The 13,837-nt window shown below is 67.1% G+C and carries 18 protein-coding genes and 4 tRNA genes; 6 read left to right on the forward strand and 16 right to left on the reverse strand.

Annotated features, from left to right (window positions below; all coding sequences use genetic code 11):
• Positions 1–3 precede the first annotated feature (3 nt).
• From ACJH6I_RS01120 to ACJH6I_RS01140, 5 genes are read right to left on the reverse strand one after another with little or no spacing between them, the layout of a single operon-like run.
• Positions 4–1,083: a VIT1/CCC1 family protein gene (locus tag ACJH6I_RS01120; RefSeq protein WP_406783593.1), complete on the reverse strand. Its 1,080-nt coding sequence runs from the start codon at positions 1,081–1,083 to the stop codon at positions 4–6.
• A gap of 3 nt (positions 1,084–1,086) precedes the next feature.
• Positions 1,087–1,497: a peptide-methionine (R)-S-oxide reductase MsrB gene (gene msrB, locus ACJH6I_RS01125; protein WP_406783705.1), complete on the reverse strand. Its 411-nt coding sequence runs from the start codon at positions 1,495–1,497 to the stop codon at positions 1,087–1,089.
• Positions 1,498–1,499: 2 nt separating this feature from the next.
• Positions 1,500–2,783, reverse strand: coding sequence for an arabinofuranan 3-O-arabinosyltransferase (aftC, locus tag ACJH6I_RS01130; RefSeq protein ID WP_061001713.1), 1,284 nt, complete (start codon positions 2,781–2,783; stop codon positions 1,500–1,502).
• Positions 2,784–2,818: 35 nt separating this feature from the next.
• Positions 2,819–4,390, reverse strand: coding sequence for an alpha/beta fold hydrolase (locus ACJH6I_RS01135; RefSeq protein WP_406783594.1), 1,572 nt, complete (start codon positions 4,388–4,390; stop codon positions 2,819–2,821).
• A gap of 36 nt (positions 4,391–4,426) precedes the next feature.
• Positions 4,427–5,227: a pyrimidine reductase family protein gene (locus ACJH6I_RS01140; RefSeq protein ID WP_406783595.1), complete on the reverse strand. Its 801-nt coding sequence runs from the start codon at positions 5,225–5,227 to the stop codon at positions 4,427–4,429.
• A 25-nt stretch (positions 5,228–5,252) separates the two neighbouring features.
• Here ACJH6I_RS01140 and zapE point away from each other — a divergent pair, with 25 nt between their 5' ends.
• The gene (gene zapE / locus ACJH6I_RS01145) at positions 5,253–6,296 is read left to right on the forward strand and encodes a cell division protein ZapE (protein WP_061001716.1); all 1,044 of its coding nucleotides are present in this window, start codon (positions 5,253–5,255) and stop codon (positions 6,294–6,296) included.
• A gap of 3 nt (positions 6,297–6,299) precedes the next feature.
• Here zapE and ACJH6I_RS01150 read toward each other — a convergent pair whose 3' ends face one another.
• The 6 genes from ACJH6I_RS01150 to ACJH6I_RS01175 all read right to left on the reverse strand — a co-directional run bounded on the left by ACJH6I_RS01150 (position 6,300) and on the right by ACJH6I_RS01175 (position 10,031).
• Positions 6,300–6,830 (reverse strand): GNAT family N-acetyltransferase, encoded by a 531-nt coding sequence (locus tag ACJH6I_RS01150; RefSeq protein WP_064859613.1) that lies wholly within the window; start codon positions 6,828–6,830, stop codon positions 6,300–6,302.
• Between the two features lie 78 nt (positions 6,831–6,908).
• The gene (locus ACJH6I_RS01155; protein WP_061001717.1) at positions 6,909–7,457 is read right to left on the reverse strand and encodes a hypothetical protein; all 549 of its coding nucleotides are present in this window, start codon (positions 7,455–7,457) and stop codon (positions 6,909–6,911) included.
• A 102-nt stretch (positions 7,458–7,559) separates the two neighbouring features.
• Positions 7,560–8,339: a Clp protease N-terminal domain-containing protein gene (locus ACJH6I_RS01160; protein WP_064859581.1), complete on the reverse strand. Its 780-nt coding sequence runs from the start codon at positions 8,337–8,339 to the stop codon at positions 7,560–7,562.
• 51 nt (positions 8,340–8,390) lie between these two features.
• Positions 8,391–9,044, reverse strand: a complete 654-nt coding sequence (locus ACJH6I_RS01165) for a DedA family protein (protein WP_061001719.1) — start codon at positions 9,042–9,044, stop codon at positions 8,391–8,393.
• An 18-nt stretch (positions 9,045–9,062) separates the two neighbouring features.
• The gene (locus ACJH6I_RS01170; RefSeq protein ID WP_061001720.1) at positions 9,063–9,587 is read right to left on the reverse strand and encodes a hypothetical protein; all 525 of its coding nucleotides are present in this window, start codon (positions 9,585–9,587) and stop codon (positions 9,063–9,065) included.
• Between the two features lie 111 nt (positions 9,588–9,698).
• On the reverse strand, positions 9,699–10,031 hold the full coding sequence (locus ACJH6I_RS01175; protein WP_061001721.1) for a hypothetical protein: 333 nt from the start codon (positions 10,029–10,031) through the stop codon (positions 9,699–9,701).
• A 75-nt stretch (positions 10,032–10,106) separates the two neighbouring features.
• Here ACJH6I_RS01175 and ACJH6I_RS01180 point away from each other — a divergent pair, with 75 nt between their 5' ends.
• The 4 genes from ACJH6I_RS01180 to ACJH6I_RS01195 all read left to right on the forward strand — a co-directional run bounded on the left by ACJH6I_RS01180 (position 10,107) and on the right by ACJH6I_RS01195 (position 11,907).
• Positions 10,107–10,268: a hypothetical protein gene (locus ACJH6I_RS01180; protein ID WP_162563405.1), complete on the forward strand. Its 162-nt coding sequence runs from the start codon at positions 10,107–10,109 to the stop codon at positions 10,266–10,268.
• Between the two features lie 294 nt (positions 10,269–10,562).
• Entirely contained in the window at positions 10,563–11,159 is a 597-nt protein-coding gene (locus tag ACJH6I_RS01185) for a TetR/AcrR family transcriptional regulator (RefSeq protein ID WP_061001722.1), read from the forward strand.
• A complete protein-coding gene (locus ACJH6I_RS01190; protein WP_318984430.1) occupies positions 11,156–11,635 on the forward strand; it encodes a DUF6653 family protein in 480 nt (159 codons plus the stop codon). Before ACJH6I_RS01185 ends, ACJH6I_RS01190 begins: the two co-directional genes overlap by 4 nt.
• Positions 11,636–11,694: 59 nt before the next feature.
• Positions 11,695–11,907, forward strand: coding sequence for a three-helix bundle dimerization domain-containing protein (locus ACJH6I_RS01195; RefSeq protein WP_318984431.1), 213 nt, complete (start codon positions 11,695–11,697; stop codon positions 11,905–11,907).
• A 20-nt stretch (positions 11,908–11,927) separates the two neighbouring features.
• On the opposite strand, the gene ACJH6I_RS01200 is transcribed toward ACJH6I_RS01195, so the two are convergent.
• The 4 genes from ACJH6I_RS01200 to ACJH6I_RS01215 form a co-directional block, all read right to left on the reverse strand.
• A complete protein-coding gene (locus ACJH6I_RS01200) occupies positions 11,928–12,119 on the reverse strand; it encodes an excalibur calcium-binding domain-containing protein (RefSeq protein ID WP_318984432.1) in 192 nt (63 codons plus the stop codon).
• A gap of 186 nt (positions 12,120–12,305) precedes the next feature.
• Positions 12,306–12,380: transfer RNA gene (locus ACJH6I_RS01205), tRNA-Val, on the reverse strand.
• A 14-nt stretch (positions 12,381–12,394) separates the two neighbouring features.
• A tRNA-Cys gene (locus ACJH6I_RS01210) sits at positions 12,395–12,468 on the reverse strand.
• A gap of 28 nt (positions 12,469–12,496) precedes the next feature.
• Positions 12,497–12,569: transfer RNA gene (locus ACJH6I_RS01215), tRNA-Gly, on the reverse strand.
• A 290-nt stretch (positions 12,570–12,859) separates the two neighbouring features.
• Here ACJH6I_RS01215 and ACJH6I_RS01220 point away from each other — a divergent pair.
• A tRNA-Val gene (locus ACJH6I_RS01220) sits at positions 12,860–12,934 on the forward strand.
• A gap of 13 nt (positions 12,935–12,947) precedes the next feature.
• Here ACJH6I_RS01220 and ACJH6I_RS01225 read toward each other — a convergent pair.
• Positions 12,948–13,685, reverse strand: coding sequence for a GNAT family N-acetyltransferase (locus ACJH6I_RS01225; protein ID WP_318984433.1), 738 nt, complete (start codon positions 13,683–13,685; stop codon positions 12,948–12,950).
• Between the last annotated feature and the right edge of the window lie 152 nt (positions 13,686–13,837).

A 13,837-nucleotide genomic window follows, 5' to 3' on the forward strand; every position in this document is an offset into this window, starting at 1 on the left:
GGCTCAGCCGACCGCGGTGCCGAACAACAGCCCCAGCAGATAGGTCACCGCGGCGGCGCCGTAGCCGATCATCAACTGGCGCAACGCCCGTCGTAGCGGCGGCCCACCGGAGAGCAGGCCGACGACCATGCCCGTCGAGAGCAGTGCCAGCCCGACCAGGACCGCTGAGACGACGACGGCGGCGATGCCGGTGAGCCCGAACAGATAGGGCAGCACCGGGATCAGCGCGCCGGACGCGAAGAACAGGAAGCTGGACACCGCGGCCCGCAGCCCCGTGCCCACGGCCTCGTGATGCTCGGTCGACACCTCGCCCAGCGGTGAGTCGGCCAGTGCGCCGGCCCGCAGGCTCGCGAAGACGTCAGCGGCGCGGACGGCCGCCTCCTCGGGGCTCATCCCGCGGGCCCGGTACACCAGCTCCAGTTCGTTGGCGTCGACGTCGAGCGCCTGCACCGCGGTGCCCGCGGTGGCGCTGGGTGTCGACGCCTCGAGCAGTTCGAGTTGGGAGTTGACCGAGACGTATTCGCCGGCGCCCATCGACAGCGCCCCGGCGATCAAACCCGCGAGCCCGGTGGCCAGGATCGTCGCGCTCGACACCCCGGTGGCGCCGATACCCAGGACCAGCGCCAGATTGCTCACGAGCCCGTCGTTGGCGCCGAAGACCGCCGCGCGGAAGCTGCCGGACAGCTGGTCGCGACCCCGGCTGGCCAGGGCACGGACGACCTCGCCGTGGATACGCTCGTCGGCGGCCATGGTGGGCGTGGCGTCGACGTCGGTGTCGTACTCCGAGCGCGCTTCGGCTCGCTGCGCGAGCGCCAGCGTGAAGACCGAGCCGAGATGACGGGCAAGGAAGCCGAGCAGCCGAGTCCGGACGTCGGGGCGGTGTGGCCTGCCGACCTGATCGCCCAGCAGCGTCAGCCAGTGCTTCTCGTGCCGGCCTTCGGCGGTGGCGAGTTCGAGCAGGATGTCGCGCTCGGCGCCCTGACGGCGCTGCGCCAGATCGCGGTAGACGGCAGCTTCGGCACGTTCATTGGCCAGGTGCTGTCGCCACCGCCGCAACTGCGCGTCGGTGGGCTGCGCGACCACGTCTCAGCTCTCGGCCGGAACCAGGCGAAGCGAAATCGAGTTGATGCAGTAGCGCTGGTCGGTCGGCGTCGGGTAACCCTCACCCTCGAAGACGTGTCCGAGGTGGCTGTGGCAGTTGGCGCACAGCACCTCGACGCGGCGCATGCCGAGGGTGTTGTCGGCGCGCAGGATCACCGCATCCGAGTCGGCCGGGTCGAAGAATGACGGCCAGCCGCAATGGGATTCGAACTTCTCGGTGCTGCGGAACAGCTCGGCGCCGCAGGCCCGGCACTGGTAGACGCCCTCGGTCTTGGTGTCGGTGTACTCGCCGACGAACGGACGTTCCGTCCCGGCTTCACGCAGTACGTGAAACTCGGCGGGGCTCAGTTTCTCGCGCCACTGAGCGTCGGAGAGTTCGACCTTGGGAGGCGGCATGTTCATGCGCCCACGCTACCCGCGGCTGCCCCTTGTGGCTTGGAGTCGGACAACCACAACGGGTCGATTCCCTGGTCCAGCCGGCCGTCCTTCTTGGCGTCCAGGTAGCGGAAGTACAGCACGCAGAACACCACGACGAGCATCAGCGACCAGCCGTAGGTGATCTTGATGTACTCGAGGAACCTGCCGGTCGTCGGCCACCGCCACATGAGCCAGCGGTCCATGGTGAGGAAGCCGTATACCGCGAGCCACGCCGGCCAGCTGCGGATCGTCGACCGCGGCAGTACCACCGTCATCAGGAACGGGAACAGCATCATCGAGTAGTAGCCCTGCGCCAGGGACAGCACCAGCCACGACGTGATCAGCAGGACACCCGACGACGTCAGCATCCAGAACAGCTGGTCGCGCTCGCGGTAGTAGCGGTACAGCAGCCACAGGCTGGCCGCGGCGAGCACCACGAAAGCGATGCGCAGCAGCATGATCAGCCACATTGGCAGGCCGTAGTAGATGCCGTTGCCGAGCACCGAGCTGTTGAAGTAGTCGCGGGTCTGGAAGATGTACGGCACGGTGTTGCGCACGAAGCCCATCGGGTCGGCCGACAGCGGCCAGGCCACGGCGTTGAAGACCAGGGGTACCGCGAACGCGGCGACCAGGGCCCGCCACTGCCGGTTCAGCAGGGGCAGCAGCAGCAGGACGCCCAGCAGTGGCTTGAGCACCAGCGTCAGGCCGATGGCGGCTCCGGCCAGCCATTCGTGGTTCTTCTTGCCGTCCAGCAGCCAGGTGAAGAACAGCACCTCGGCCAGCAGGATGCAGCCGTTGACGTTGGTGAAAACCAGTGTGTTGGTGACCGATTCGGTGCAGTACATGGCCAGCAGGAGGGCCGGCAACGCCACCGACGTCAACGAGAACTTGAACAGCCGTACCAGAAGGCAGGCGGCGATGATGATCGCGATCGAGTTGATGGCGACGAACCAGAACCGCGACGCGAACTCCGGCAGGAACCCGAACGGCGACAGCAGCAGGGTGCCGCCGGGCGGGTACAGGTAGTGCGGGTCGACGTAGTTGAAGTGCTCGTTGTAGATGGCCCAGTGCCGCCGGAAGTTCGACACCGCGCGGTACACCGGACCGAAGTCATCGGTGATGTAACCGTTGGTCGTCAGCACGTAACTGCGGTGGATGATCGACACGATCGCGATGGGCCACAGCGCATTGCGAACGATATTCGCGGTGCTCTGTGGGCCGGTGCGGGGACCGAAGACGCTCAGGAGCGATAGAGGGCGCGTCACCACCGAACCCTATAACGGGGTGCCGGACCGGCTTGCTAGGCCGGGCAGAACGTGTCGGTGTCCGGCAGCTTGCCGGTGGTCAGGTAGCCCTGCACCGGGGGCAGGGCACACGCCGTCGTGTAGACGAGGGTGCCGTGGCCGGTGCCCTGCCACATGACACGGCGGCTGTTGTTGCCCGCGTTGATCGCCATGGCCGCCACCGCGGCGACGCCGTCGCCGCCGACGATCGCGTCGTTGTGGGTGCCCAGCAACAGGATCGGCACCTTCAGTTCCTTGGGGGCCGCGGGTGCGGGGCTGCTGGGCCAGCTCAGGCACGGCGCCAGGCTGAGCGCACCGACGGCGCCGAACTGCGGGTACTTCTTGGGCCAGGCCACCAGTAGTTCGCGGACGCGGTCCGGGGTGGGGCGGTTGACGGAGTCGTCGCACCGGTTGACGAACTGTCCGTCTGTCTGACGCGTGTCCTCGGCCGTCTTGCTCAGCGCGTTGAGCGCCGTCGCGTCGCCGCCGCGGGCGGCGGCCAGCGCGCCGGCGAGAGACAGGGTGTTGGCCAGCCCGTCGCCGCGCGGGTAGCCCAGTGCTGTGGTGATCGACTCGACCAGACCGGCCGTCGACGCGCCGCCGGCACCGCGCCCGGCGCGGGCCTCGGCCAGCATGCCGTCGATGGCGCCCTTGGGATCCGGGCCCAGTGGGCAGTTGTTGGCCACGCATTGCGCGGCGAACGCGTCGAGCGCCGCCTGCTGGCCCTTGACCCGCTGCTCGGCCGTCGCTTCGGCGGAGATGCCCAGCGGCAAGGGGGAGTCCAGCACCAGCCGGGCGACCTTGGTGGGGTGCGACGCCGCGTAGGCCAGGGCGATCTGGGCGCCGTTGCCGATGCCGAGAACGGCCAGTGCGGGCACGTCCCAGGTGCTGCGCAGCCGCTCGAGGTCTTCGGCCGAGTGCGCGTTGTCGTAGGCCGACTCTCCCGGCGCGATGCTGTCGGTGCAGTCGGTGGTGGCCGAGGTCGCGACCTTCGCCAGGTTGGCCACCTGGTCGTCGCCCGACAGGAACTGGGCCTGGTCCAGCAGGTCCTGGCGATCATTGCTCGACACACAGCTCAGCGGGCCCGACATGCCCATGCCGCGGCGGTCGACGGCCACGACGGGGCGCGTCTTCAACAGGTCGACGCCGCCGCGCTGCAGCCACACCGGCAGTTGGTGCGACGTCGGGATGTCCGATCCGGTGGTCATGACGATCGGTCCGGCGTCGGCCGGGGTCGTCGCCAGCCGGGCCCGCACTACACCGATGCTGACGGTCCCGGCGGAGCCGCCCAGGGAATCGAGATCGGCGTCGTAGTCGGAGCAGTCCAGGATGACGCCGGGCACGGCGGGCACCGTCGCGTCGCCGAACACCCGGGACGTGCATTCATGCCACGTCATGTCCTTCTTGGGCACGGCGATCGGCGGCGGCCCCTCGGGCGTCTTGGAGGTGGTCGCCGCGCCCTGCGGGCGGGCGCCGGAGTCGGTGACGTAGCGAGGGTTGGCGGCCAGCAACGGAGCGCATCCCGCGACGACCGTAGACAGCACCACGGTCGACAGGCTCAGGGCCGGGAGCAGCAGGCGGCGACGCATGGCCACCACAGTAGCGATGCCGGTGGGTGAGACCGGTCAGCGGACGTAGCGCGTGTACAGGTAGCCCGCGGTATCGGTGAGGACGTGGCTGCGGCGTAGCCGGGTGTGTGCCTCGCCGGGGCCCGAGGCGATCCGCCGGGCGAATCCACCGACCAGGATCGGCGCGATGGTCACGCACATCTCGTCGATCAGGTCTTCCTCGATCAGCATGTTCAGTACGGACGGTCCGCCCTCGGTCAGCACCCGCTTGAGCCCGCGCGCGCCGAGGATGCGCAGCACGACGTGCGGGTCGACGCGGTCGGGGGCGGTGCCGGAGGCGTCGATGACGTCGGCGAGCCCGGTGAACCGGCGGCAGGTGTCGTCGATGCTGTCGCGGCTGGTGAGGATCAGCGGCGGTACTTCGGTGCGGGTGAAGAATTTGGCGTCGTGCGGGATGTCGGCGCTGTGCGTGATGACCGCGATGGGCGGCACCTCGGCCTGGCCGCGGAGCTGGCGGGCCTGGCGTTGCGGCGCGGACATCTGAGCGCCGGAGTAATTCTCGATGCGCACGGTCGCCGCACCGACCAGGATGACGTCGGCCTGCTGGCGCATATAGCCGAACAGTGCCCGGTCCCCGGGGCCGGCCAGGCCGCCGGCGCGGCCGTCGTCGGTGGCGCCGCCGTCCAGGCTGGAGATCATGTTGGCCCGCACCCACGGCCGGTCCAGCTCCGCGGGGTAGCTGTAGAACGGCGCCAGCAGCGTGTCGTCGCCGGTCTCCGGGTCGGCCGGGAAGGCAGCGCCTACCGCGCTGAGCTCTGTGAGCTGCGTCGCAGCGTCGGGATCGGACACGTGAATCATTGCAACACGCCGCTATGGTGCGTTAATGCCTGGGGCCAGCGAAGTCGCGCACCTGACCGATCGTCATCCGACCGTCACGCCGGAAAGACTGATCGCCGAACTGGTCCCGCCGCCCACGTTCGCCGACGTCAGCTACGACTCCTACCGGCCCGATCCGAACGAGCCGTCGCAGGCCGCCGCGGTGGTCTCGGCGCGCAAGTTCTGCGAGGACGCGGTCCGCCAGCGGGCCGGCAAGAAGAAGCTGTTCGGCAAGCGTGAAGCACTGCCCGGGGTCGGCATGTACCTCGACGGCGGCTTCGGTGTCGGCAAGACCCACCTCCTGGCCTCGACGTACTACACGCTGGCCGGCGCGAACGCGGGCCCCGCCGCGTTCGCCACGTTCGGTGAGCTGACGCAGCTGGCCGGCGTCTTCGGCTTCACCGAGTGCATCGACCTGCTGTCCGACTATGTGGTGGTCTGCATCGATGAGTTCGAGCTCGACGATCCCGGCAACACCACGCTGATCTCCCGGCTGCTCTCGGCGCTCGTCGAGCGCGGCGTGTCGATTGCGGCGACGTCGAACACGCTGCCCGAACAGCTCGGTGAGGGGCGCTTCGCCGCGCAGGACTTCCTGCGCGAGATCAACACGCTGTCAAGCATTTTCACCACCGTCCGCGTCGAAGGACCCGACTACCGGCAGCGGGCGCTGCCGTCGGCCCCGGTGCCGCCGTCGGAAGAGGACGTGCGGACCTGGGCGGTCGGCGTCGACGGCGCCACGCTCGACGAGTTCGATGCCCTGTGCGCACACCTGGCCACGATGCACCCGTCGCGCTATCACGCGTTGATCGAAGACGTGCACCAGGTCTTCATCACGGGCGTGCACATGGTGTACGACCAGTCCGTCGCGCTGCGCCTGGTGTCGCTGATCGACCGGCTGTACGACGCGGGCATTCCCGTCGTGGCGTCGGGGGAGAAGATGAACACCGTCTTCAGCGAAGAGATGCTGGCCGGCGGCTTCCGCAAGAAGTACCTGCGCGCCACGTCCCGCCTGCTCGCGCTGACCCACGAGGGCACGCAGCTGCACGCCTGAGGTCTACAGCGGCCGCACCAGCACGTAGTCGCTCTCGGTCCGGGCGCCGAGCTGAAACGTCTTGGTGCCGGTGACCTCGAAGCCGTGCTTGCGGTAAAAGCGTTGGGCGCGTTCGTTTTCCTGATTGACGCCCAGCCAGACGCAGCGGGCGCCGAGCTCCCGCGCGCAGCCGACCGACGCGTCCATGAGCGTTGCCGCGACGTCTCCGCCGTGGACGTCGGGCAGCACGTAGCACTTGGACAGTTCGACGGCCGGTCGCTCCGGCACCGCGCGTTGCACGTCGGCGTCATCGGCCACACCGCGAATCAGCATGGTGTAGCCCAGGATTCGCGCGTCGTCGTGCGCAACGAAGACGGCACGATCGGGATCGCGCAGGTACTCGCCGAACCTCTCGGCGGACAGCTGCGCGGCGATGAAGGCTGCGATGTTCTCCGGCGTCGACGAGGGCGGGCAGGCCAGCGGGAACGTCGCGGCGGCCACCTCGGCGAGTTCGGCCAGATCGTCGGCCTGCGCCTGCCGCACCTGCACCGTCATCGGGGTCTCCTTGTCCACGAACAGAAACTGCCCCTGTCCTCGAGGGGCAGGGGCAGTTTATGTCCGATTGTCGGAGCCTCAGGGCAGCTGGTCACCCGGCTGCCAGATGTTCCACTGCGCGAGGTGCGTACCGGTGGCCGGGTTGAGCATGACCACGTTGGTCACCAGACCGCGGTAGACGTCCCAGTAGACGACGCCGTCGACGGTGGCGCCCGCGGGCGCGCTCAGCAGCTTGAGCTCCAGCGCGTTGGGATCGTCGGTGTGCTTGGAGGCGTAGGCGTCGGCGTAGGGGGTGACACCGCTGAAGGTGACCCCGGTGGCCATCCAGTGCGGGTTGGGTGTCGAGATGACGTGCACGGTGACGTCGGCCTTCCAGGGGCCACCCTGGTTGCGCCAGCGCGGCGAGCCGTTCCAGGTCCAGCCCGGCGGCTCGTCCGACGGCAACACGTTGTGGACGGTGACGTCCGCGACGAGGCCCTTGTAGTCGACGCGGAGGGTCTGGCCGAGGTTGCCGATACTGGTCTCGGCTGCCGCCGAGGGCGCCAGCGTGGCCGCCAGCAGGGTCAACGCACCGAGCAAACCCGCCAGCCAGCGGTAGGTCCTGTTGCCGTTCACGCCCGTGCTCATCGCGTCCTCTCTCGTTACAACTGCATCGCATGATGGCACACCGCCATCACGGCCTCGCAGGAATGGAGCAGATCTCGCCGGTTCGTCCCTGTCAGTGGACACTCACGCCGGCCCGGACTCTTCCGCTACCGACTGCTGCGCGGCGACGAAGTCGGTGAGCATCTTGTCGAGCTCGGCTTCGAGGCGGCTCTTGTCGACGCCGAGGCGGTGCAACGGGCCGTCGGCGTCCTCGGATTCGAGCAGCGCCAGGAGGATGTGTTCGGTCCCGATGTAGTTGTGCCCCAGGCGAAGTGCCTCGCGGAAGGTCAGTTCGAGCACCTTCTTGGCGGCGCCGTCGAATGGGATCAGGGCCTTGGGTTCGGCGGTGCCGAAGGGTACGGCGGCGGCCGTGCGGATCTGGTCGGCGGTGATGCCCTGATTGCTCAGCAGGACCATGGCCAGTGACCCGGGGTCGGTCAGCAGTCCCAGCAACAGATGGTCGGGGGTGATCTCGGTGCTGCGCGAGGTGTGCGCGGCTTGCTGGGCTTCGACGACAGCGGTGCGGGCGCGCGGGGTGAACCGGCTGAATCCGTCCTTGGGATCCATGGTGTCGAGCCGGGGTTCCTTGGGGACGAAGCGCTTCTGCGCGGCCTGCTTGGTGACGCCCATGCTGCTGCCGATGTCGGTCCACGACGCCCCCGAACGGCGCGCCTGGTCGACGAAGTGGCCGATGAGATGGTCGGCGATGTCGCCGAGGTGCTCGGCCGCGAGCATCGCGTCGGTGAGTTGGTCGAGCGGTTCGGTGTGCACCTTCTTGATCGCCTCGATGAGGTCGTCGAGACGGATGGTGCCGGCAATCGGATTGGGAGTGGAGGTGTGTGCGGATTCAGCAGATGTAGCCATGCGTCAACCGTAGGTTGACGAGGAGAAATCGTCAACCACAAGTTGACGAAGTTACGAGTGTCGCAGGGTGTCCCAGTCGTGCTCGGTTTCCAGCTGCTCGATCGCCTTGGCGGTGCGCTCTTTGAGCACGATGGTCACCGTCAGGGCCAGCAGGCCGCCCACCAGCAACGCAACCCAGGAGAACCGGGCCAGCCACTTCTCGGCGGCCACACCGAGGTAATAGACGACGGCCGTGGTGCCGCAGGCCCACACGATGCCGCCGGCGGCGTTGGCGGCCAGGAAGCGCGAGTAATGCATCTTGAGCGCGCCGGCCAGCGGGCCGGCGAAGATGCGCAGCAGCGCGACGAAGCGGCCGAAGAACACGGCCCAGACGCCCCAGCGGCTGAAGAGCCGGCGGGCGAGTGCGACGTGGCCGGGGCCGAAGTGTTTGGGGAACCGGCGGCCCAGGCGTTCGAACAGCGACATGCCGAAGCGGCGGCCGATGCTGTATCCGATCGAGTCGCCGATGATGGCGCCGGCGGCGGCGGACAGTCCGACGCCCACCGGGTCGATGTCCAGCGTGTGCCGGGACGACATGACGGCGGCCGTGACCAGAATGATCTCGCCCGGCAGGGGAATGCCCAGGCTTTCGAGCCCGATCACGAGCCCGACCACGAGATACACCGCCAGCGGCGGGATCGATTGCAGCAGCGCGTCGACGTCCATGCCGCTAAGGATGCACTACTACGGCGTGGCTGGCGGTGCAGGCGCCGCTGGTGCGGGCGCGGGTGCCGGCGCGGGAGCACCACCGCCTCCGCCGAGGGTGCCGAGGATCGCGATCGCGGCGCGGGCCTGCGGCGAAATGTTGGGTCCCGGTCCGGCGGAGTCCGGTGCCGCGTCGGTGACGTGCCAGGACCGGCAGCCGCTGGTCTTGAACGCCTTGTCGGTCTCATCGATGAGCACGACCTGGGGCTTGGCGGTCATGGCGCTGTCGATGACGTTGTTCTTTGCGTGCGGGTCCACGTTGTTCATCCGGCGCCAGTAGCAGCGCTTGTCGCCGACCGGTCCGGCGGTGGCATAGGTGCCGGGCGCGATGTCCTTGCCGACGATGAACAGTCCGTCACCGTCGATGCTGGTCTTCAGGCCTCCGGCGGGCGCCGCGGGCCCGGGCGGTGCGGGCGTGGGGTCGGCCACGGCAACCGCCGCCGATGCGCCCCAGCTCACCACGGCCAGTGCCGCGGCAGCGGCGATCGACGTCTTTGAGCTCATGAGGTCAAAGTTTAGCTCTTCTAGCTATGTGCGTGGGGCGCATAGTGGCCGAGAAAACAGCGCAGGGCGCGGGCCGTTGCGGCCCACGCCCTGACGATGTGTTGCGCGAAATCAGTGCTGCGGTGCGAAGACGCCGCCGACCAGGCCGACGAGCTGCTGGGTGGTGTACGTGCCGAGCTGACCGGCGCCCTGGTTGTAGTAGGTGCCCGCCGTGCCGGCGGCCTGGTTGTACCACGTGCCGGCCTGGCCCAGGGCCTGCTCGTTCTGGGTGCCGAACGTGCCGATGGCCTGGTTGAGCTGGGTGCCGAACTGGCCGATCTGCTGGATCGGGTTGGTCGGGGTGTTGGTGTCGGCCGATGCCGCGCCCGCGCCGGCGAGCGCGATGACCGCGGCGCCGCCAGCGAGAGCAATCGATCCTGCGATGCGAGTGGTGATGTTAGCCATGATTGGTGTCCCTCCTGGAGCGAAACTCGCTTACAGCAAACATTTGTAGACCACTTTCGAGCTTGGCGCAACCAAATGAGCGAACTTTTCGCAAATGGATATTTCGCGGAATTTGATTTGCTGGCATCCATCGGTCAGTTCCTCGGCTGGTTGACTGCTGAGACTGATGTGGCGGTCAGCCGGTTGCGCGGACCAATCTGCCGGCGAGCGGTTAGCGGGCCGCTTGAACTGGCATGATGGTGCTGTTGTCCGAGCATTTGGGTGCGCGGACCACCTACTGAGCTCGAGTACCGCCAAGAATGAGTTGGCGTATTAGCTACGCAGACGGTCGGCACGTCCGATGGCTATCGAGAACGCTGCGGTGAAGAGGTTCATCGATGCGAGGCAGTAAATCGTTACACGCCGGGTGAGGTAAATCCGCCGGCGTTCACTGTGCGTGGCCCTTCGGGGTGATCAGCGGTTGTTGAATGCCCTGGCGGCAGGGGTCGCAAACGCGTAGGCTGTGACTAAATGACCAAAGGAGTCATAGCTATGGCAGTGGCGTTCACGCCCGATGAGAAGGACCGCATCGTGCGCGTGCTGGTGGAAACTGCCGAGCGGTTGTTCGCCACCCAGGGGCTGAAGAAGACGTCGCTGGATGAACTCGTCCAGCCGGCGGGGATCGCCAAAGGCAGCTTCTATGCGTTCTTCGACTCGAAGGAGTCGCTCTATCTCGAGGTGATGCTGCGGCGTGCGCCCCAGGTGGGTGCTCGGCTCGCCGAGGCGCTGGCCCGGCCCGTCGATGAGGAGAACCTCGTCGGCCTCATGCGGGCGATCACCGACGTCCTGGTCGACGATCCGTTCTACCGGAGGCTGCTGACCCATGCCGACGAACTGGCGGCGGTCACCCGCCGGGTCGGGTCCGAGCAACTCGCGCGCGTCATGCCGCAGATCGTCCGTCCGGTGCTCGACTACCTCGCGGCCGGCCAGCGTGCCGGCGTCCTGGTCGACGACATCACGCCGGCCGCCCTGCTGGGTGTCATGCGGTCCGCCGGGCTGCTCGTGATGAACCGCGACCGGTTCGGCGCCGAGTACGACGAAGTCCTCGAGGCCACCATCCGAACTCTCGCGAGGGGAATGCTGCGATGAAGCTCTTGGACAAGTACGCCCGCGCCGCGGGCATGAGCGACGAGGCCTGGCGGCGCCACGCCAACCCATGGAGCGTGTGGACGCGATTCGCCGCCATCCCGCTGATGATGCTCGCGATCTGGAGTCGCGTCTGGATCGGCTGGTGGGCCCTGGTGCCCGTCGGCGTGGTCATCGCGTGGTTGTGGTGGAACCCGCACGCGTTCGCGCCCGTCGACAGGCCGGTCGCCTGGTCCTCCCGCGGCATCTACGGCGAGCGGCTGTGGATGCAGGACCGGTCGCAGATGCCGGCGGGATTCGCTGTCGTCCAAAGAATTTGGGTCGCCGGCGCGGTGACCGGTGCCGTGTTGCTGACGTGGGGGCTCGGCGCGCTGCTCATCTGGCCGACCGTGTTCGGCGCCGTCCTGGTGGTGTACGGGCAGCTCTGGCGGATCGACCGGCTGGGCATCTTCTACGACGAGGTGGCCGCCGGTCGGTGACCGGACTCTGTTATCTCGTTTCGGCCTCGTGTGGGGGAGCGCTGCGCGAGAATATGTCGATGCGCGAGTTCAGCGAAGAGCTAGCGATCGACGACGTCGTGGCACGCCTGGCGGAGCGCTATCCGGCCCTTGATCCCGCGCAGATTGCCATTGCGGTTCGGCGCGCGCATGAAGCCTTCGCGTCCTGCACGGTGCGGGATTTCGTGCCACTTCTTGTCGAGCGACACGTCCGTGAAGAACTGGATGAAGGCCGGCGGGCCGCCGCGGTCTGAGCCCGCTCGGCGGGCTCTGCTCAGCCCTCGCAGGCGATGCCGTCGTTGTCGCGATCTTGGGACGCCTTGTAGTCGGGATCGCCCTGCGGAATGTTGTACCGACCGTCGGCATGAGCTGCCGAACAGTTCTTGTATCCGGATGCCTGCGCGACGGGGGCGATGGCCACGCCGGCAGAGGTGATCAGGGCAGCAACGATCAACGTACGCAACATTTCGACCTCGGAGAGTTAGCTCGGTTCGGCAATATGCCGATATTGCGAGCTGGACGTTACAGCCATCATCACTGGCCTGTACGTGGATTCGAGAAAAAACAGCGCGATGGTACGAATATATTGCGGGTTGCTGGGTGCGGGTAAAAAGAAGGCCCGGTTCGAAAACCGGGCCTTATCGTGAAACTCTGGTGCGCGATACTGGGATTGAACCAGTGACCTCTTCCGTGTCAGGGAAGCGCTCTCCCGCTGAGCTAATCGCGCCGGGTTGAAACTCTTGGAGGTGGAGACGGGAATCGAACCCGTGTGCACGGCTTTGCAGGCCGTTGCCTCACCACTCGGCCACTCCACCACTGGGGCTGATGCCATTCGCACCTTCGAGCGGATGACGGGATTCGAACCCGCGACCCTCACCTTGGCAAGGTGATGCGCTACCAACTGCGCTACATCCGCGTTTCGCTCCGGTTGAACTTTGTTCGTCCGTTGCGATGCAAGACATTAGTGCACGAATGCGAGCAGATACAAATCGCGTGAAAACCGCTGGTAAACGGCCTGGTTCGCAGAGGTGACGGCGTCTTGGCCGGTGTTTCGGGCGTTGTGTCCCGTGACTCCTGAGGCGACGCGGTGATGGGTTCGGTCTGTCCCGGTGGGCGTGGTCCAGCGTCGGCGGGACGCGATTCCCGTTCGGGTCGCGGGACGTGTTAGTGTCTGTCGTCGCACCGATCCGGTCGGTGAGATTCCCCGGTCTCGTAGCTCAGGGGGAGAGCGTCCGCCTCACACGCGGAAGGTCACTGGTTCGATCCCAGTCGGGACCACCACACAATCCCACTGTCACGCATCGTCGGGCATGACAGTTTCCCATTGCCCGAACTGCTGCAGATTCACACTGGCGGCCAGCTTGATCGAGGCGGCATTGTCCAGCTGGCATCGGTATTGCGGCTCGAATCCCTGCGTGAGCGCGTAGCGAAACATCTCACGTACCAACGTGTTTGCGTGCCCTCGGCGTCGCGCGGAGTCCAGAGTCAGGACTCCGATGTCGGCCAGCGGAAACACGTCGTCCCACGGGTACATGCTGCCGATGCTGGCGAGGTGCCCGTGTTCGTCGAACGTGCCGAATACTGCCCAATGGTCGAGCTCCACATACGCGCCGTCCCAGTCTTCTTCGGAGACAGCCGCTTTGAACGACGCGAAGATGTCGGCGTCGCGATCGGTCAGTGGGCGGACGTTGACTGATCCGGTGTCGCGGAGAATGTCGTCGGCCGCCGATTCTGAGAGATAAAACACATTGTCGGCGCCGTTCAGCACGACGCCCCGGGTGGCCAGTGCGGCTCTGATGTCGGCCTCGGTCGGATTGTCGAGTGCGGCAATGTCATTGGTCAGCACGTCGGCGAGAGCGGGGCTCACGGCGATCAACACCCGGTCGTCGTGGGCCGTCCGCAGGATCGCGGCGCTGTCGTCGTGGGCGCGGTCGGGGTTGACGGTGATCGTCAGATGTTCGTTGGTGTGCAACGTCTTTCCGCTGAACGCGGCGGCCCAGTAGTCGGTGACGACCGGCGAGAAGTCGGACACGGCTGAACTCCTGGGGGCGCTGGCGGGTTGACCTGGACAGGTCGCATCTTTCAGAGCCTTCGCCCGATGGGCAACGCATTTTCTCGGACTGCGGCACCCACCTGCTAGCCTTAATGAATATAGTTTTCATTATCGTTAACTGGCGGGGGGAT

Source organism: Mycobacterium sp. SMC-13, from assembly GCF_045311035.1.
Lineage (GTDB): Bacteria > Actinomycetota > Actinomycetes > Mycobacteriales > Mycobacteriaceae > Mycobacterium.

What these genes read in the sequence shown, in the direction of transcription:
- ACJH6I_RS01160 (WP_064859581.1), bottom strand. Translation starts at nt 8,339, where the DNA reads ATGGCTACATCTGCTGAATCCGCACACACCTCCACTCCCAATCCGATT.
- ACJH6I_RS01190 (WP_318984430.1), top strand. Translation starts at nt 11,156, where the DNA reads ATGAAGCTCTTGGACAAGTACGCCCGCGCCGCGGGCATGAGCGACGAG.
- ACJH6I_RS01155 (WP_061001717.1), bottom strand. Translation starts at nt 7,457, where the DNA reads ATGAGCACGGGCGTGAACGGCAACAGGACCTACCGCTGGCTGGCGGGT.
- ACJH6I_RS01165 (WP_061001719.1), bottom strand. Translation starts at nt 9,044, where the DNA reads ATGGACGTCGACGCGCTGCTGCAATCGATCCCGCCGCTGGCGGTGTAT.
- ACJH6I_RS01180 (WP_162563405.1), top strand. Translation starts at nt 10,107, where the DNA reads ATGAGCGAACTTTTCGCAAATGGATATTTCGCGGAATTTGATTTGCTG.
- ACJH6I_RS01140 (WP_406783595.1), bottom strand. Translation starts at nt 5,227, where the DNA reads ATGATTCACGTGTCCGATCCCGACGCTGCGACGCAGCTCACAGAGCTC.
- ACJH6I_RS01175 (WP_061001721.1), bottom strand. Translation starts at nt 10,031, where the DNA reads ATGGCTAACATCACCACTCGCATCGCAGGATCGATTGCTCTCGCTGGC.
- msrB (WP_406783705.1), bottom strand. Translation starts at nt 1,497, where the DNA reads ATGCCGCCTCCCAAGGTCGAACTCTCCGACGCTCAGTGGCGCGAGAAA.
- ACJH6I_RS01185 (WP_061001722.1), top strand. Translation starts at nt 10,563, where the DNA reads ATGGCAGTGGCGTTCACGCCCGATGAGAAGGACCGCATCGTGCGCGTG.
- ACJH6I_RS01135 (WP_406783594.1), bottom strand. Translation starts at nt 4,390, where the DNA reads ATGCGTCGCCGCCTGCTGCTCCCGGCCCTGAGCCTGTCGACCGTGGTG.
- ACJH6I_RS01150 (WP_064859613.1), bottom strand. Translation starts at nt 6,830, where the DNA reads ATGACGGTGCAGGTGCGGCAGGCGCAGGCCGACGATCTGGCCGAACTC.
- zapE (WP_061001716.1), top strand. Translation starts at nt 5,253, where the DNA reads ATGCCTGGGGCCAGCGAAGTCGCGCACCTGACCGATCGTCATCCGACC.
- ACJH6I_RS01170 (WP_061001720.1), bottom strand. Translation starts at nt 9,587, where the DNA reads ATGAGCTCAAAGACGTCGATCGCCGCTGCCGCGGCACTGGCCGTGGTG.
- ACJH6I_RS01200 (WP_318984432.1), bottom strand. Translation starts at nt 12,119, where the DNA reads ATGTTGCGTACGTTGATCGTTGCTGCCCTGATCACCTCTGCCGGCGTG.
- ACJH6I_RS01195 (WP_318984431.1), top strand. Translation starts at nt 11,695, where the DNA reads ATGCGCGAGTTCAGCGAAGAGCTAGCGATCGACGACGTCGTGGCACGC.